General features: G+C 37.9%; 14 protein-coding genes and 1 pseudogene. 9 read left to right on the forward strand and 6 right to left on the reverse strand.

Translation table 11 applies throughout. The features are described 5' to 3' along the window. The gene (proB, locus tag ACE199_RS11590; protein ID WP_375349934.1) at positions 1–1,125 is read left to right on the forward strand and encodes a glutamate 5-kinase; all 1,125 of its coding nucleotides are present in this window, start codon (positions 1–3) and stop codon (positions 1,123–1,125) included. A 235-nt stretch (positions 1,126–1,360) separates the two neighbouring features. Here the strand turns inward: proB and ACE199_RS11595 are convergent, their stop codons facing one another. After that, complete coding sequence (locus ACE199_RS11595) at positions 1,361–2,425, reverse strand: C45 family autoproteolytic acyltransferase/hydrolase (RefSeq protein ID WP_375349936.1); 1,065 nt, start codon at positions 2,423–2,425, stop codon at positions 1,361–1,363. Positions 2,426–2,588: 163 nt separating this feature from the next. Here ACE199_RS11595 and ACE199_RS11600 point away from each other — a divergent pair, with 163 nt between their 5' ends. The 7 genes from ACE199_RS11600 to ACE199_RS11630 all read left to right on the forward strand — a co-directional run bounded on the left by ACE199_RS11600 (position 2,589) and on the right by ACE199_RS11630 (position 9,895). Then, positions 2,589–3,980, forward strand: a complete 1,392-nt coding sequence (locus ACE199_RS11600) for a hypothetical protein (protein ID WP_375349938.1) — start codon at positions 2,589–2,591, stop codon at positions 3,978–3,980. 255 nt (positions 3,981–4,235) lie between these two features. Continuing rightward, a complete protein-coding gene (locus tag ACE199_RS11605; protein ID WP_375349940.1) occupies positions 4,236–4,835 on the forward strand; it encodes an undecaprenyl-diphosphatase in 600 nt (199 codons plus the stop codon). Between the two features lie 106 nt (positions 4,836–4,941). Further along, positions 4,942–5,643 (forward strand): response regulator transcription factor, encoded by a 702-nt coding sequence (locus tag ACE199_RS11610; protein ID WP_375349941.1) that lies wholly within the window; start codon positions 4,942–4,944, stop codon positions 5,641–5,643. Continuing rightward, on the forward strand, positions 5,640–6,611 hold the full coding sequence (locus ACE199_RS11615) for a sensor histidine kinase (RefSeq protein WP_375349942.1): 972 nt from the start codon (positions 5,640–5,642) through the stop codon (positions 6,609–6,611). Before ACE199_RS11610 ends, ACE199_RS11615 begins: the two co-directional genes overlap by 4 nt. A 102-nt stretch (positions 6,612–6,713) precedes the next feature. Continuing rightward, positions 6,714–7,484, forward strand: a complete 771-nt coding sequence (locus ACE199_RS11620; RefSeq protein WP_127759043.1) for an ABC transporter ATP-binding protein — start codon at positions 6,714–6,716, stop codon at positions 7,482–7,484. Next, positions 7,459–9,369 carry an FtsX-like permease family protein gene (locus ACE199_RS11625; RefSeq protein ID WP_375349943.1) on the forward strand — a complete coding sequence of 637 codons (1,911 nt, stop codon included), beginning with the start codon at positions 7,459–7,461 and terminating at the stop codon, positions 9,367–9,369. The genes ACE199_RS11620 and ACE199_RS11625 overlap by 26 nt, the downstream gene beginning before the upstream one ends. A gap of 190 nt (positions 9,370–9,559) precedes the next feature. Next, positions 9,560–9,895: a hypothetical protein gene (locus ACE199_RS11630; protein ID WP_375349944.1), complete on the forward strand. Its 336-nt coding sequence runs from the start codon at positions 9,560–9,562 to the stop codon at positions 9,893–9,895. A 125-nt stretch (positions 9,896–10,020) separates the two neighbouring features. Here ACE199_RS11630 and ACE199_RS11635 read toward each other — a convergent pair whose 3' ends face one another. Beyond that, positions 10,021–11,940, reverse strand: a complete 1,920-nt coding sequence (locus tag ACE199_RS11635; protein ID WP_375349945.1) for an RCC1 domain-containing protein — start codon at positions 11,938–11,940, stop codon at positions 10,021–10,023. 243 nt (positions 11,941–12,183) lie between these two features. On the opposite strand from ACE199_RS11635, the gene ACE199_RS11640 reads away from it, so the two are divergent. Beyond that, positions 12,184–13,740 carry a bifunctional metallophosphatase/5'-nucleotidase gene (locus ACE199_RS11640; protein WP_375349947.1) on the forward strand — a complete coding sequence of 519 codons (1,557 nt, stop codon included), beginning with the start codon at positions 12,184–12,186 and terminating at the stop codon, positions 13,738–13,740. Between the two features lie 340 nt (positions 13,741–14,080). Here ACE199_RS11640 and ACE199_RS11645 read toward each other — a convergent pair whose 3' ends face one another. The 4 genes and pseudogenes from ACE199_RS11645 to ACE199_RS11660 all read right to left on the reverse strand — a co-directional run. Continuing rightward, a complete protein-coding gene (locus ACE199_RS11645; RefSeq protein ID WP_375349948.1) occupies positions 14,081–15,280 on the reverse strand; it encodes a Ger(x)C family spore germination protein in 1,200 nt (399 codons plus the stop codon). Continuing rightward, positions 15,273–16,379 (reverse strand): GerAB/ArcD/ProY family transporter, encoded by a 1,107-nt coding sequence (locus ACE199_RS11650; protein ID WP_375349949.1) that lies wholly within the window; start codon positions 16,377–16,379, stop codon positions 15,273–15,275. The genes ACE199_RS11645 and ACE199_RS11650 overlap by 8 nt, the downstream gene beginning before the upstream one ends. Further along, complete coding sequence (locus ACE199_RS11655) at positions 16,376–17,944, reverse strand: spore germination protein (RefSeq protein WP_375349950.1); 1,569 nt, start codon at positions 17,942–17,944, stop codon at positions 16,376–16,378. Before ACE199_RS11655 ends, ACE199_RS11650 begins: the two co-directional genes overlap by 4 nt. A gap of 144 nt (positions 17,945–18,088) precedes the next feature. Further along, positions 18,089–18,178, reverse strand: a pseudogene (locus ACE199_RS11660) (ABC transporter ATP-binding protein); the annotation flags it as partial. Positions 18,179–18,251: the final 73 nt, after the last annotated feature.

Below are 18,251 nucleotides of genomic sequence, written 5' to 3' on the forward strand. Positions count from 1 at the left end.
ATGATCGTAAACACGAATAAGCAACGTGTTGTGATTAAAATAGGGAGCAGTTCACTAACTAGTCGACAAGGAGAAATTAGTCGTAAAAAACTCGAAAAACTTGTAGATGAAATTGTTTTATTAAAGGATACAGGATATGAAGTTGTACTCGTTTCATCTGGTGCCATTGCTGCTGGCTATCGAAAACTAGGCTGTCTTGAACGCCCTACTACATTGCCTGAAAAGCAAGCTGCTGCTTCAATTGGTCAAGGATTACTAATGGAGACATACTCCGAGCTATTTTTGTCTCATGGCTATGTTGCTGCGCAAATTTTAATTACGAGAGGTGATTTTTCAGATGAAAATCGCTACCAAAATATGCGTAATGCATTAAACGTCTTATTAGAAAGAGGCATTATCCCTATTGTCAATGAGAACGATACCGTAACAATTGACCGCTTAAAATTTGGAGATAATGATACCCTCTCAGCAAAGGTAGCTGTACTAGTCGATGCCCATCATTTAGCCATTTTATCAGACATAGATGGACTATATGACTCAGACCCTAGCGAAAACAGCTGCGCTAAGTTGTTATCACAAGTTCATACCATTACGCCTGAAATTGAAAAAGCAGCAGGTGGCTCAGGAAGTGAGGTCGGTACCGGCGGCATGAAATCAAAAATTCAAGCGGTTAAAATTGCGATGGCTTCTGGCATTTCAACCTTCTTAGGAAGAGCCGGCACTCCAAACATTGTCATGGATGCCGTATTAGGTACGGCTAAAGGGACGTACTTTAAAACTGCCGCACCATTAATAGAGTTAAACGAAAAGACAAAATGGATTGCTTTTAATTCAGGTCCTAAAGGAGAAATTGTCATCGACTCATCTTCAAAAAATCGCATTGTCGAAAAACGTGAAAGTGTATACTCCTCTGGCATTCTCGAAATAAAAGGACAATTTGAAAAGGAGTCCGTTATTCGGATAATCGATACTGAAGGAGCGGAAATCGGCCTTGGGATTGTTCAGTTTTCCTCCGAAGAATTACATCAACTACGTAAACAAAACATGGTAAGCAACCCGCCGTTCATTATAGATATGAACCATTTTGTTTGTCGTGTAGATGAGCCTATTACAATTGGCGTGTAATGGTAATAAAAAAGAAGCTGCTCGAAACAATCCTTTTATTTTTAAAAGTTGAACTATACTGAAGGTGTGTGAGACCGCGTCACACACACCTGATTCAAAATTTGGAGTCTTTCCATTTACTTTTTTTTTTAATTTTTATAAGTACCATACAAAAGGAGTACTTTATCATAAATCTGAAATAGCTATTAAAAAATTAAGTCTAGCCTTGTTCGGTTACTATCCCAATAAATAATCCTCACTTCCGATACCAATTTGCCCCCTCATCCATATGTACAAATGGAATATCCGTATCAACCGCTCCCGTTATTCGCTCTAGTTCTACATCTTCTCCATTAAGCCATTTTGCAAAGTCGAATACAGTAGGTTCTTGATTTCCCCCTAATGCTATCCACGCCTTCATTTCCCTTGGTAAATAAGCGGATGTGTGGATTGTTCCCGCCCAGCTTCCGTATAAATCCGAAAAAACCCCTTGGTTCGTATCATTTAATAATCGAAAAGCATCATAGGCTTCTGAAAGATTCTCGTATTGTTTCTGCATAACCTCTAGTCTTCGTTTAGAATCGATGAGATGATTACGATTTTCGTGCTTCATAATTTCAAAGTGATTCGTGCAGACATTCGACTGGCGAACCTCAACACCGCGTGGAGATGTTTCGACTACATAAGTCTCTCCGCTTTGATCATACACAACGTAAGTAAAAGAATGGCGATGCGGAATCTCCTTCAGCATCGATACCGCTTCCAAAACATTGGCACAGGACTCTATAACAAGCCTTCCAATCATACAACAAATAAATCCATCCCCTGGATTTTTCCGATTCATAAAGTTATAACCAATCGCTAATCCTTTTTCATTCATTCCATCCATTCTTCCTGTCGCCCTTTGGCTCGGACCAATGCTCGCATATCCTTGGTCAGTTGGTTGAAAAAGAACATAACGCCCCTCATACGTCTTCGGGTGATAGTCATAATTACGAATTAAATAATCACTTCCTGTTAAAATGGAGCAGCCCGACTTTACATAATCTAATCGATAGCCCCCAAATTCTTGCAGTATGCGTTTCATCGGCCATTCTAGTGCTTCTTGCATTCCAAGCAATTCCTCCCAAACACCAGGAGCAAATTGTGTAATGGCCTTTCTCACCTCTTCTACTTCTATCGTAAATCGAGGCTTTCTCACCTTCCACTGCTCTTCACGATTGATAACGGTTAAAGAATTTCGTAGCTTCTCCCCTTGCATATATCCAAAATCATAATGTGTCCCGCGAAACTGAATGATTTCACTATAAATTTGCTTCATATCATATCCCTCTTTTATATCGTGACTATTTCTTTTTAGAATACTGGATGGATAAGCGAAAGGAAAGAAGACAATTGATTACGAAGAAATTTATGGAACAATTCACCTAAATAGGCTTTCCCCCATAATCTATCATCAAGCCTATTCATGAGGGGGAAAAATTATGGGGATAGAATTAACAGCTCTCCATTGGATCTATGTAGGATTTATTGTGCTCATCATCGGGTTTATGCTGAAACGTCGAGACACTTCCCTCATTTGCATAATTGGAATTTTCACGCTAGCCATTGTCGCAACAGGTAGTGTGGCTTCGTCCATTAGCGGGATTTTTAACAGCTTTATTTTCGCCATTACGGAGCTAATGTCGACTATTTTAATCATTTCCATCATTGTTGCAATGAGCCATGTGTTAACAAAAGCAGGCATTAATGATGCCATGGTTGCTCCTTTTACTAGGTTTATGAAAAATCCAACGCTTTCCTTTTGGACTATCGGGATTCTCATGATGGTCATTTCTTGGTTTTTCTGGCCTTCTCCCGCTGTTGCCTTACTAGGAGCGGTCCTGCTTCCAGCAGCCCTGCGCGCAGGATTACCTGCACTTGGAGTAGCAATAGCGATGAACCTCTTTGGGCATGGGATTGCTTTATCGAGTGATTTTATCATTCAAGCGGCCCCTAAGCTTACAGCCGATGCGGCTTCAATCCCAGTTGGAGATGTCATTTCAGCAAGCATTCCCCTCGTCATTACAATGGGAGTGGTCACAACCGTTTCTGCCTTTATCTTTTTAAAGCGCGATATGAAGCGCGGGGTCCTCACATTAGGAGAAAATAAAGAAATTATTCAAGACCAAGCAATGAATGAACATTTACTTACCACAAAGCAGAAACATTTTTTTGCTATCCTCATTCCAATTGCCTTTTTGCTTGATGTCATCGCCATGTTTCTTTTAAAGTTACAAGGCGGAGATGCGACGGCATTAATTGGCGGTACAGCGGTCTTTATTCTGCTTATTCTATCCGTTGTAGCGCATAAACAACAAGGACTTGAAAAAACAACAAGCTATTTAATTCAAGGATTTCAATTCGGTTTTAAAGTATTTGGACCCGTGATTCCTATTGCTGCCTTCTTTTATCTAGGGGATTCTGGATTCGCTCAAATTATCGGTGACCATTTACCGAAAACATCCCACGGTATTGTGAATGACCTCGGCGTCGCTTTAGCTGCTGCCGTTCCTTTAACAAAAGAAATAGCAGCCATTACATTGACAGGTATTGGAGCCATTACTGGTTTAGATGGTTCAGGCTTTTCCGGCATTTCCTTAGCTGGTTCGGTAGCGAATCTATTCGGCACAGCCATTGGAGACGGTACTGCCACCTTAACCGCGCTTGGGCAAATTGCAGCTATTTGGGTCGGCGGTGGAACTATTATTCCTTGGGCACTCATCCCAGCTGCCGCCATCTGTAATGTCAGTCCATTCGAATTAGCGCGAAGAAACATCCTTCCGGTAACAATCGGGTTAGTCGTGACGACGATTGTTGCGATGTTTTTGATATAATACATTAGTTCTAGATTTATTCCTCGAACAATACAAAAGCTCAATCACTACAAAAGTGATTGAGCTTTTGTTTACTCGTGCATTTCACGCCCACTCTCAGTTGTTATTCTCCTAAAATAAACCATCCTCTATTATCAAAAAACTAAAAATACGATTCTTACAAAACTGTAAGCTCGTGTAAGGAAAATCGATGTTTTGAGTCCTATTAATTGACTTATAATGACCCTAGTAAAAAGATAAAGGGGAAATGAATCAATGGATTTTTCCGATTTAAATGTCGATGTTTTTAGAATAATCAATGATTTAGGTAAAGATTATACGTCTTTCAACGCCGCTGTTGTGTATGTTGCTGAATATATGGTGTACGTCTTAGCACTAGCTGTCATACTCTATTGGTTTACACGAACTACCACGAATAGAATCATGGTAATTTGTTCAATGATTTCTTTTATAGTTGCCGAGATCATCGGAAAACTAGCAGGAACCATTCATTCCAACCATCAACCGTTTGCTGAGTTGTCCAATGTCAATCAACTCATAGAGAAGGCTGTAGATAATTCATTTCCAAGCGACCATACGATTTTGTTTTTTTCCTTTTGTATGACATTCTGGCTTTTTCATAAAAAAATAGGCGTTTTCTGGATAATACTCGCTTTTTGTGTCGGTCTTTCACGTATTTGGGTTGGCGTTCATTATCCAGCAGATGTCGCAGCAGGATCCATAATCAGCATGACTTCGGCCATCATTGTGTACTTAACCGTACCTAAATTAAGTATGATATACAGATTGCTTCGCATCTATGAAAAAGGAGAACAAATCATTCTGCCCGTAAACAATAAATCGAAGAATTTTTAACTTGATAGAAAAAAACGCTGGGGTTCCAGCGTTTTTTAATGACCATTTTCATTCGTTCTGTTACTTTTGATACAATTATATAGTAGAAAATAAGAGGAGAATGATAATGTTTAAAATACTAATTATTGAAGATGATAAACAGCTTATTCATTTACTAGAAAAGCATTTGAATAAGTTTGGATTTCAAACACAATCCGTTGATGATTTCGATAAAGTACGAACCCAATTTGAACAGTATGAACCACACCTTGTTTTATTAGATGTCAATTTACCTAAATTTGACGGGTATTATTGGTGCCGTCAAATCCGAAGTATCTCTATTTGTCCGATTCTTTTTATCTCTGCACGTGATAGCAAAATGGATCAAGTAATGGCCCTTGAAAATGGAGCAGATGATTACATAACGAAGCCGTTTGATTATGAAATTGTCATTGCCAAAATTAATAGTCAACTTAGACGCGCATACGGTTCATATGCTAATGCCCATAATGGACGCACGACTACAGTTGAAGGATTAACACTCGATGTTGAACGGCTAAGTCTTTCTCTAGATGGCCAGGAAATTGAACTGAGTCATACGGAAGCAAAAATAGTAGATGAATTAATGAAAAAAGCTGAGCGGGTTGTCAGCCGAGATCGTCTTTTAGAAAAAATTTGGGATGATCAAGCATTTGTGGATGATAATACGTTGAACGTCTACATTACACGTGTTCGAAAAAAACTGGCTTCCTTACATATAATAGACGCTCTTCAAACCATTCGCGGACAAGGATATCGACTTATGCCCAATTGGAGGAAGAATGAATGAAGCTTTTCTTACGTGATCAATTCCCGCTGATTTTTATATATCTAATCCAAATCATCGTTATAACATCTATTTATTGGCTTGACGGTTATCATAATTGGACTATTAGTTTATACGCTGCCCTTCTCAGCAGCTGTTTGCTAATCATCTATCTCCTAATCCGATACATCACCAATCGCTCCTTTTATCAGCGACTAGAAAAACCGCTCACTTCATTGGATGATTTTACAAACAATACGCATCAAACACCGCTTACTGAGGGTTTACAGCAGCTCCTCACTAGCCAATTTCGCCATTATAAAACAGACCTGCATCATTATAAATACAGACTTGAAGGTCATATACAGTTTATCAATCAGTGGGTTCATCAAATGAAGACCCCCTTATCGGTTATTCATTTAATCATACAGGATGAAGATGACTCTCGCTTCACTGCCATTGGAGATGAGCTTGATCGTTTAAAAAAGGGGCTCGAGACGGTGCTTTATACCGCGCGTTTAGATTCATTTGAACATGATTTATATGTGGAGTCCCTTAATTTAGAAGCTGTTGTACGGTCTGTTACATCTAATCAAAAGCGTTTATTTATTCGAAAACGGATTTTTCCTTCCTTTCAATTCAAAGAGGATGTCATCGTTGCTTCTGATGAGAAATGGCTCTCGTTTGTCTTAACCCAGCTAGTCACAAATTCTATTCGCTATACAGTCGAGGAAAATCGAAAACTTCATTTCCATAGTTACAAGCGTGGCATACATACCGTTTTAGAAATCCGAGATGAAGGCATCGGAATTCCGCAAAGTGATATCCCTCGCGTCTTTGATGCTTATTTCACGGGTGAAAATGGCCGTAACTTTCAAGAATCGACCGGGATGGGGCTTTACCTTGTGAAACAAATCTGCGAAAAGCTTGGTCACCGTATCGAAATCGAATCGATTGTAAACGAAGGAACAACGATTCGTCTTATATTCTAGCTATCCTTACAAATCTGTAAGTAAACTGTAAGCCTGTGACATAGTAGGAGACAGCGAATTCTAGCTACAATGAAGATACAACTGAAGCAAGGAGTGGAAAGAATGCCTATTTTAGATGTGAAACATATCGAAAAAATCTACGAAGGAAAAGTGGCTCATAAAGCGTTGACCAATATTAATTTTGCAATTGAAAAAGGCGAATTTGTCGGAATTATGGGCCCATCCGGCAGTGGGAAAACAACGCTTTTAAACTTAATTGCAACAATTGATCGACCAACAGCTGGTGACATTTTCATTAGCGGTAAAAATCCACATACTTTAAACCGAAAAGAAACCGCCTTATTTAGACGCCATGAGCTTGGTTTTGTATTTCAAAACTTTAATTTGCTTGATACGCTAACAGTGGAAGAAAATATTGTGCTTCCCCTTACTCTCGATGGCGAAAATGTTCGCGAGATGGAAAGACGTCTTTACGAAGTGACAGAAAAACTAGGGATTGCTCAAATTTTAAAAAAGCGAACGTATGAAATCTCTGGCGGACAAATGCAGCGTACAGCAATCGCACGAGCTATCATTCATCGTCCATCCCTTATTTTAGCCGATGAACCGACTGGAAACTTAGATTCCAAAGCTTCCAAAGATGTAATGGAAACACTCACGACCATCAATAAGGAAGATGGCGCAACTGCCTTAATGGTCACACATGATGCTGTCGCTGCAAGCTATTGTCATAGAGTTATTTTTATTAAAGATGGGAAACTTTATAACGAAATTTATCGCGGTGATAACCGTCAAACCTTTTTCCAAAAGATTATTGATATGCTTGCTTTGTTAGGAGGAGACAGTCGTGACCTTTCGACAGTTCGTCTATAGAAACATTGTTCGTAACAAGCGAACTTATGCCGCCTATTTTTTAAGCAGCGCCTTTTCTGTTTTAATTTTCTTTGTTTATGCCCTATTTATTTTTCATCCCGATATTAAAGAAGGTGTGAACGCAGCACTCGCCGTTCAATTAATGGCAGCTGCCGAAATCATTATGTATGTGTTTGCCTTCTTATTTGTGCTTTATTCTGTCAGCACGTTTTTAAAGGCACGAAAGCGTGAATTTGGCATTCTTATGATGCATGGAATGACTAGAAGCCAATTAAATCGCATGGTGTTTTTAGAAAATATGATGATCGGTATTGGAGCAATTGCCGTCGGGATTTGTACAGGGATTGTTACAGGGAAGCTTTTTTTATTAATTGGTTCGAAGATGATTAGCATTGCTCCTCTGCCCTTTTATTTATCCGAAAAGGCAATTATCCTTACAGTAGGAGCGTTCTTACTTCTATTCTTTAGTATTTCGTTATTTACGACGATTCTTGTACGAGTCAATAAATTAATTGATTTATTCCAAGCAGGAGAAAAACCGAAAACGGAACCAAAAGTATCCACTTTTCTATCTCTTCTCTCTGCGTTCTTACTCATCATCAGTTATTATTTAGCCGCTACTGCGACGATGCAAACCTTACTTTTTCGGATGTTGCCGGTCATCGGAATGACAATTGTCGGAACGTACTTTTTTTACACACAGCTATCGGTATTTATAACGAAAATGCTGCAAAAAAACCGGATGCTTGTTTGGAAAAGAACGAATTTAATTACGATTTCTAGTTTAGCGTACCGCTTAAAAGATAATGCAAGAATGTTTTTTATGGTTACCATTTTTTCAACGGTTGCCTTTTGCGCAGTTGGATCTCTTGTTTCTGTCAATGTAATGAATAAGCAATTCGATATGGATTATCCAGCCGAAATTAGTTATATCGCGTTAAATGATGAAGCCGTTCATAAACAACAGCTACAGCAAATTGAAGGGGAATTACAAGAGAAGCGAGTAAGCTATACGACAAATCAAGTCCCCATTAAATATATAGAAGTTGCTTCCTCAACTTCTCCATATCCTTCTGATAAGCTGACGATTGTTTCCTTTTCGGATTATCAAAAAATCTCTGAACAGGCAGGATATGAGTTTACAGAAAAGCCGCTGAAAGGAATAGAAACTTTGAATATGCGAACATCCACCTTCGAAGGCGGCTTCTCTAAACCTGTGATATACACGTTAAAGCAAGATCATCTACAACTTCATCCAAAGACCTATACAAAAAATGTTGTCCTGCCTTATCAGCTTGTATGGGATGAAGGCTTAGTAGTGAGTGATGAATTATTTACAAAGCTTGCCCCCGTAACGACAGGAACATATACCGGTTTTTATACGAAAGAACTTGAGAAAACAACAGGTATGATGGAAAACCTGGTCGAAAACGGAAAAAAATCACCTTCTAGTGATACCCCCTACTTCATGACGGTAAGCGGAACTTTGTATGAAAATCAAATGAGTATGTTCAAAATGATGTTATTTGTCGCCCTACTTATTGGAGCCGTATTCTTTATTGCTGCAGGAAGCTTCTTATACTTCAGACTGTATGCTGATTTGGAATATGACAGCCGTCAATATTTAACGATTAAGAAAGTAGGGTTAACCGATCAAGAATTGAATAAAATTGTCACTCGTCAGCTTGCTTTACTGTTTTTCGTTCCTATTTTGGTTGCATTTGTGCATAGTGCTTTTGCCTTCACAGCTTTACAAAGCTTTTACGTATTATCTATCGCTACAGAAATGATGATTGTACTAGCTGGTTTTCTTATTGCTCAACTTGTTTATTTCTTCTTAATTCGTTATCGATATTTGAAAAACTTGAAAAAAACGTTAATCTAAACGTACATCCGAAGAGGCTGACTGGAAAGCATCTACTTTTCAGCAGCCTCTTCTCTTTTTCATCGAGATCATCCACATTTTTATTCACAAATTATCAATAAATAATTTTATCAGTGTGACACATAATCCACTCTACATAGGGAAATATAAGTACAGTTCCATAAAAAATATGAAAGGGGAATTATTTACGATGGCAAAAAAATGGTTTCTTACATTAATGAGTGCTTGTTTATCTATTATGATGTTAGCGGGGTGCAATAACGACAATAATAATGAAAATCCGCCTCCGCAAGAAGAACCAAATAATGTGGATCAAAATGATAATCTAAACGATACAAATGATTTAAATGATAATGACTTAAATGATGATAATGATTTAAATGACGATAATGATAACGATAACTTACCTGGTGTTGATGAAAATGATACAATGACTAAAGATGATGAAAATGATACTGATCCAGATCCAGAAGACATTGTTGAAGATCCAGAAGATATGACTGATGCAGATAATAAAGACGAATAATCGGACATCTCTATTATCTGTACCAAGACTGAATTAAATGCAAAAATGGGCTGACCACATAAGTGGTTAGCCCATTCCTGTTAAATGTTTCTCTATTTACTCCTAACCAAAGAGGAACTAACTTATTAATTAGCACGTAATACTTTAGCAGGTACTTTCTTTTTACTGTACTTTTTTCCAACACCTAATTGCCCATAATCATTAGAACCCCACGACCATACTGTCCCATCTGCAGTTATCGCGACTGTATGCTCAGATCCTGCTTCTGCTTGAATTACTTTAGTCAGCGATACTTTTACCGGTACGGCTGAATCAGCGCCATCTGACCATACATCATAAATAGAAGTTTCGGTACCGATGCCCAGCTTTCCGTATGTGTTTTCTCCCCATGTATATAAGCTTCCATCGTTAGCAACTGCAAGTGTATGTCTATATCCGCCATCAGCTTGTTTGATTTGACTCAAATAGCCTTTACCATCTTTGCCTAGAACTTTAGCTGGTTTATTTTGATAGGCACTTGTTTTAACGATCCCTAATTGATTAGCATCATTAAAGCCCCACGACCATATCGTTCCATCTGATTTCACAGCAAGACTATAATAAGTGCCTCCAGATACAGATTTTACTTTCGTTAATGATTTAACTTGATACGGTACTAAAACATTTTTCATTAAGCTAGATCCTGTTTTTCCATCTCCAATTTGATTCCGTTCATTATTCCCCCACGTCCAAATCGTCCCATCGCTCTTTACTGCAAGTGTATGATAACGCCCGCCTGCAATCGCTGTTACCTTACTAAGCTTTGTTACTTTAACAGGATTTGTAATCGTTGCTGGAGAAGTCTTTCCAATTCCACCTTGACCATATGAGTTATTTCCCCATACCCATACAGTGCCATCTTTTTTTAAGGCAATCATATGCTCTTCACCGGCTGCGATGTCTACCACATTTTTGAGCGATTTAATTTGATACGGTGTAGATCTTGGTTTAGACACACTGGCAAGCGGATTTCCCCACATCCAAACCGTCCCATCTTTTTTTAAAGCTAAAGAAAAATTATATCCGGCTGCAATATCTTTTACATTTTTAAGGCCTTTTACCTGAACAGGAGTATATTGATTCTTTGTGTTCCCATTCCCTAATTGTCCTGTTTGGTTTTTACCAAAACTCCATACCGTTCCATTCTTTTTAAGCACAAGTGTATGACTGTCACCTGCTGCAACAGCTGTCCCAGCTATTCCCTTAATTGGTTTTACTGATTTACTCTTTACACTTACCTGGATTTTTATCGTTATTCCCTCATATTCTGCTGAAATCGTTGTTTGCCCAGCAGAAACTCCTTTTATTTTCCCTTTTGTTACACTCGCAATAGAAGGTTTTTCTGACTTCCATTTAGCAGCATTTGTAACTGTTTTCTTGCTATTATTAGAGTATTTTGCTGTAAGTGAAACAGATTTTGCTTGACCGACATCCATGGATAAAGAGGATTGTGAAGAGATTAAGTCGACCACATTTACCTCTTCCTCTTCATCAGGCAGTGTCGGATCTTCATCCGGTAATGTATCTGTTTGAACGACAAAGGTAAAATTAACTTTTGAAGATGAAGCTTCATTAATATGCACTTGCGCAAAATCCCCGCTATCCAATTGAATCAAATATGTACTTCCTGATTTTACTTTTAGGCTTGTTAACGGGTAGCCCAATCCATCTGTTGGAAATGACACATCCGCTATATTTAGCGGTTCATCTAAGGGTTGTTTAGGCAGTTCAGCAATCTTTCTCGCTCCTATATCTCCATACTGATTAATGACAAAGTCGGCGATAGTTTTATCAGTTGTTATACGACCTGAATCTAGATCAAATCCTCCATTTTTTAATACATCCCCACTCCATTCTAATGTATAGGGAAGTAGAGGTTCATACACTTCCTGTGTTTCTTCAGACCAATAAGTAAGGTTTTCGGCAGCTTGAACCTTTAATGACGGAAGTAACATGTGAAAAGCAAACATACAAATAATAAAAACTAGCAAACTCTTTTTCTTCAAATACAATCCCTCCTTATAAGTAGAGCCAAAAGACTATATATGATACTTTTGGCACTTTCCAATTAAACACCTATAAATTTTATGAAGATTTTACCATGATATTCGTCGTTAGTCATTGCGAAAAAAAGATTTAAATTGGCTACACAAACAAACCAATATTTAACAAAAATTAACTCCCTCTTTACACTCTCTTAAATCTCTCCCCTTATACTGAATATAACAACCTAGAGGAGGGCATACAGCTTGTCAATACTTCATAGAGTATCATTTGGGTTCTTGCTGTTATTCTTCATTTTAGGAACGACCGATGGTTCAATAACTTCACTCCATTCGTCTATAGCCGCTGACTATACACACATTCAATTATTAGGATTGAATGATTTTCATGGCCAACTGGATAAATACCAAGATCTATCAGGAAATAAAGTAGGAGGCGCTGAATATTTAGCTGCCTATTTAAAAAAGTACAAACAAGAAAACAAACATACCCTCCTTGTTCATTCCGGTGATATGGTCGGCGGAAGCCCTCCTATCTCCTCTTTACACAAAAACGAACCAACGATTGAATATCTAAACCTTCTAAACATTGATGTCGGAACACCTGGAAATCATGAATTTGATGAAGGGGTTCATGAAATGCAGCGGTTGATTAATGGAGAGGCAGGCGCTTTCTCAGGTTCAACTACCTCTTATTGTTCCGCTAATATAATCAATAAAAAAACGGGGAATCTATTATTTCCTCCATATATAATCAAACAAATAAATGGAATAAATATTGGTTTTATCGGTGTAGTGACAACCGAAACGACGAAGTTTCTACTCCCGGAATACAAAAAAGAAATCGAAGTGACTGATGAAGTTCAAGCTATCAATCAAACAGCGGAAGTATTAAAGAAAAAAGGAATAACCTCCATTGTAGTGCTCGCTCATATATCGGCTAAATCTGGTAAGACAGGAGGAAACCCTCATGAAGATTTAGCAAAGATGGCTCCACAAATAGATGATGAAGTCGATGTAATATTCGGCGGTCATAATCATGCATATGCAAATACAATCGTAGACAATAAACTAATCGTTCAAGCTTACTCTTACGGAAAAGCTTTTTCAGAAGTAAAACTCACCATTAACCGTCACACAAAAGAGATTATTCACAAAGAAGCAACGATTATCCCCACTGTTCATCATAAAATCAAACCTGATCAAGAAACACTCACACTTTTAAAAAAATATAAAAAACGTATAGCCCCTTATATGAATAAAATAGTAGGTAAAGTACCAAAAGAAATAACGAGGAAAAAAAACGGCAACGGGGAATCTCCTTTGGCAAAAATAATCGTAGAATCTGGACGTAACACACTGGGGACCGATATCGCTTTTTATCACCACGGCGGAATTCGGGCAAGCTTAAACGAAGGAATCATTACAAAAGGAGACCTTTATACGGCCTTACCTTTTCATCATCGCTTCGTGAAGATTACCTTAACTGGAGAACAAATAAAAACAGCTTTAGAGCAACAGTGGACTAAAGATGAGGAGAACAGATTGCAAGCTGTAGGATTAACTTATACTTGGGATAATACTGCCCCTGTCGGCAGCCGTATTATCACATTAAAAGACATTCATGGTAAGGAAATTCAATCCAAAAAGGCATATACGATTGCCATTAGCAATTATCTCGCTTCAGGTGGAGATGGCTTCACCGCCTTTATAAAAGGAAAACTAGTCGAAGATGGCCCATTAGCTGTAGATGCACTTGCGAGTTATTTACAACAGAAGTACCCTGTTGAAATAGCTAACTAAATACTAAAAGAAAAAAATAGATGATTTATCAATTAGCACCTTCCAGGAATCCCCCCAAAGAAACCTATAAGTTAGAGCAAGCACCTCTCAAGGTACCCGCTCTAACTTATTTTCATTTCAACAATAAGTTATCCACAAACTTATCCACAAATTACCCACAATTCATTATGTCACTGTGACTCATCATCTTTTTTCCATGGCGGGTCAGCGTATTGATGAAAGGCCTGGTTCAATTTATATATCCCCCATGGAATGAGCGAAGATAATATAGCAAACATAATAGTAAACAATGAGGGAATTCTCTCCGCTATTGAGTGCCACATAGCCATTCGGCTCCTCTCTATTTTATCGTTTTAATAGATGATCCAATTTGCCTTACTTCAACCTTTACTTGAACGTCAATCACACTTTTTGAAAAATAATTCTCCCCCTTATCCCATTCTTTATTTACCTGTTTCCATGTCTTATAATGTTCTTGCTTTAAATGATCTCCTAGTCCAAAGACATCAGCTTTGTACTTTTTTTGTACTTTATCAATAACACGATTAGTGATACGTTCTATTTCCTTAGAGGCTTTTTCTTCAATTTCAGATAATATCGATTGATTTTGTAAACCTAAATCCCCGTATAATTCCCCCACATTGCCTTCTACGTTAATTTTCACCGTAAATTTAATTTGATCTTTGTCAGAAACATCAGCCTCGATTTTACTTTTAGCATCTTTAATTTCAAAAGCAATAAGTTGACCATTCATCAAAAATTCAACTATCGCACTCTCAACCTTTTCTGTAATAAAATTAAGTCCTAGTGTTTCACTTTCATTAAGGGTGCCAACCATTTTTTGATTTTGAGAGTTAAAAATAGCTGCTCCTACAATGCTCCCTTTGTTGTTCTTAACAACAATTCTGGGTATAGCGAAACTATTCCCCTTTAATAAGTAACTATGAATATCGCTAATATTTACAGGTGGTAAAGAAGTACTATGTTTTACTATATTTTCGTTCAGTGAAGCAATAAATAAAGCCGGCATTTTTTCATGTTGGGGATTGATTTCCAAAACCGTTCTCGCTTCCCCCTCTGCTATCATCACTTTTGCTACTCTCCTCATTTCATGATCACGCACAAAAAAATCCATAGCATCCTTGAGATATCCTTTTTTTGAAAGTTCCTCTGACAGAACAATCAGGGTAATATGTTCCAGATATGGTTTACGACTGGTTTCGGTAGATATCTTTCTAGTAATTTGATGAATGGATGTTCCTTTTGATGTAAGATTTAAGAATGCTTTTCCTTCTGATGCCCCGCCACTGCTACCACCTCCTAGAAAATTTCCCGGAATAACAAATTGATAGGTCAACTTATACTTATCGCCTCGATCTTTCTCAGACGTCCCCCCGATGGAATCATCCATTTGCTCTTCAACCATATCAATGGCTGCACCAACCACAAACCCTCTTTCTTCGATTTCATTTTGATCCCAACACCCCGTTACTAAAAAGAGTAAACAAGAAATCCATATACCTCTACAAAACTTATCCATTCCCCTTTACCCCACGTATCATGGCAATCACGAGTAGAAGCAACGGCATGAACATGCTAAACCCAATCCCTAGGTAGCTAATCCATTCTCCAAATATAGAAGTCTCAACAAAATTCTGTGGTGACATAGCGATGATATAAATAAGTGGAGAAAGGATAAAAATAAGCGTCATTCGTTTTACCTTTTTAAAAATAGAAGCAAATGCTAATAACGTTACATCAAAGGCCATCGATGCCGTACTAAAAAGAGAAACCACCCAAATTGTAAAAAACACTGATTCAAACCTCTCAAAGAATCCTCCTGGTATTTCAACACGTTTAGCTAGCTCCGCTGTTGGATAAAGTGTGTTTTCTGTAACCTCGATACCAAACACTCCAACAATAAACACAAATACGAGTAAATATAACAATACTGGAATGGACATACCTATTATGGTTGCTTTAAGCGTATTCTTAGGGTCATTTATAAGGACGTTGTAAAATAATAAAATTTCAAAACCTAAAAAGGAAAATATCGTTTCTTTTGAACCTCGTAGAATTTCAATCCAACCAGTTTGAAAGAATGGCTTTGTAGTTTTAAATTCAAAAAATCCTACATTCATTACAATTAAAAGCAAAATAATAAATAATATGACAGGCATGAACAAGAGATTAAGACGAAGTATAACTGTGCTTGGTCCAGAAACGGCATAAACAGTAACCAAGAAAAATACAAAACAGATAACTTCTACAGGTGTTCGATCAAACAAATATAGTTTTGATATTTCTGCAACGCACCTCATCTCATAACAAACAAAAAGCATCATGTATGAAGCAAACAACAACGTTAAAATCGTTGCTATCGGTTTATTAATGATTAAACTTGTGAACTCATGAAGATTCTTTTTAGGAAATCGGCTTACCAACTTGGCTAATACCCCTGCAAAAAAAATAACAACCAATCCACCAAGGCTAATTGAAATCCACCCATCTATTGAATGCGTAGCACTTGCGACTGTACGAGGGAGAGTAAGAACCCCAAATCCAATGACCATATTGGCAACACCCAATAGAACTTCTTTTCTACCTACTTCGCGGTCACCATATTCAAAGGGCTTCATGAACTCCCATCTCCTTTACCTATTCTTGTGTCATCATCTGTCTGCATATATTGCGGCCTTTTTGACATCACAGTTATTGGCGCACGAATAACCAAGTCTTTCCAATCTCTATAAAACGTTGGCGCAAATGGTGTAGAATAAGGAATCCCGAAGCTTTTTAGTCTGGTAATATGAATGTTAATCATAATGTAAATGAGAATAATTCCGTATAGTCCAAAAATCCCGGCTGCGAGCATCGTACCAAACCGTAAAATTCGAAAGGCAATCCCTGCACCATATGAAGGAATCGCAAAGGAGGAAATAGCTGTAACTGCTACAGCCACAATCATAACTGGACTCACTATTCCAGCTTGTACAGCTGCTTCCCCGATGACTAACCCACCCACAATGCCAATCGTTTGCCCAATCGGTTTGGGTAATCGAATCCCCGCCTCGCGAAGTAACTCTAATGTAGCCTCCATCATCAACGCTTCAATAATCGCTGGAAAGGGCACTCCCTCTCTCGCCCCGGCAATCGAAAAAGCTAACTTGGAAGGAATCATTCCTTGGTGAAACGATACAAGCGCAATATAAAGAGCTGGTAAAAACACAGCAAAAGAAGCTGCTACATATCTCAACATTCGAAGTAACGACCCAATAATCCAACGCTCATAATAATCTTCTGGTGATTGAAAAAGGGAAACAAATGTAATCGGTGCGATTAATGCAAAAGGTGTACCATCTAAAAGAATAGCAACTTTCCCTTGTAAAATTGCGTTCGCTACCTTATCCGGTCTTTCAGTATGCAACACCTGTGGAAAGGGAGACAAGGAACTATCCTCGATCCATTGTTCAATGGTCCCACTTTCTGCAACCTCATCAATATCTATTGTCTTCAATCTTCTGTTAACCTCTGCTACTATATCTGGATGAACAATTCCTTCAACATAACAAACAACAAGGTCTCTTTTGGATCGCCGTCCCACCTTACTTGATTCAAGCCGTAGATTAGGATCCCTTACCTGTCTACGAACAAGCATGGTATTCGTACGAATATTCTCAGTAAACCCTTCCCTCGGACCCCTTACCAATGATTCAGTTTGAGGCTCATCAATTCCGCGACTGTCCCATCCCTTACTTCCAACCAGTAATACTTTATCTGTTCCATGGATAAATAAAGCTGTATCACCAGACAAAATAGCCAGCATCACGTCATCCAATGTATCTGCCATTTTCAATTCATAAGTGGATAAAACCTCATTCTTCAACTTCTTCATTATTTCATCGCCAGAAGCAGGCACTTCCTTTTTGGCAGTCTGCATACCCAATTGAATATTTCTAATCAATTGGTCATTTATCATATCCTTATCTACTAGTCCATCTATACAAACGATAGCGCATTTTTTTTCACTATCGCCTATTGTAAAAATTCTTTGGATAAGATCAGATGGTGCATTCAATATCCTTTTTATATTGTCGAGATTAGCATGGATATCTGTATAAATCGTACTAGGTATATCATTTTGCTTATCTTCAACATGTTGTTTTTGATATTTCAATCGCTTATTGAATACATGCCTTAACATTTTACATACCTCCAGAAAACGCAACAGAAAACCCCATTAAAAAACAAATTCTTCTAATAGCTACTATTTTTACCGAAATAAATAATGTTATGTACGACCTCTCCTTGGCATTGATTAGATTAAAAATAGAGAGTTTCAAATTCATCTTGTTTTTGCATCCAAAGCAGCAAATGGTTCATCCATTAGTAATACAGTGGGATTATTTACAAGTGCTTTAGCCATAGATACACGTTGATTAAAAACTGCAGGCCTTACTAGACTTGATTAAACTATTGCTAGGAATATAGAGCGTATAATTGTTTTTTAC

This window comes from Peribacillus sp. Hz7, assembly GCF_042136355.1.
Classification (GTDB): Bacteria; Bacillota; Bacilli; order Bacillales; family DSM-1321; genus Peribacillus; species Peribacillus asahii_A.

Coding starts and splice junctions, on each gene's coding strand:
- ACE199_RS11605 (WP_375349940.1), top strand. CDS start 4,236: ATGGATTTTTCCGATTTAAATGTCGATGTTTTTAGAATAATCAATGAT.
- ACE199_RS11610 (WP_375349941.1), top strand. CDS start 4,942: ATGTTTAAAATACTAATTATTGAAGATGATAAACAGCTTATTCATTTA.
- ACE199_RS11595 (WP_375349936.1), bottom strand. CDS start 2,425: ATGAAGCAAATTTATAGTGAAATCATTCAGTTTCGCGGGACACATTAT.
- proB (WP_375349934.1), top strand. CDS start 1: ATGATCGTAAACACGAATAAGCAACGTGTTGTGATTAAAATAGGGAGC.
- ACE199_RS11630 (WP_375349944.1), top strand. CDS start 9,560: ATGGCAAAAAAATGGTTTCTTACATTAATGAGTGCTTGTTTATCTATT.
- ACE199_RS11620 (WP_127759043.1), top strand. CDS start 6,714: ATGCCTATTTTAGATGTGAAACATATCGAAAAAATCTACGAAGGAAAA.
- ACE199_RS11645 (WP_375349948.1), bottom strand. CDS start 15,280: ATGGATAAGTTTTGTAGAGGTATATGGATTTCTTGTTTACTCTTTTTA.
- ACE199_RS11615 (WP_375349942.1), top strand. CDS start 5,640: ATGAAGCTTTTCTTACGTGATCAATTCCCGCTGATTTTTATATATCTA.
- ACE199_RS11650 (WP_375349949.1), bottom strand. CDS start 16,379: ATGAAGCCCTTTGAATATGGTGACCGCGAAGTAGGTAGAAAAGAAGTT.
- ACE199_RS11600 (WP_375349938.1), top strand. CDS start 2,589: ATGGGGATAGAATTAACAGCTCTCCATTGGATCTATGTAGGATTTATT.
- ACE199_RS11655 (WP_375349950.1), bottom strand. CDS start 17,944: ATGTTAAGGCATGTATTCAATAAGCGATTGAAATATCAAAAACAACAT.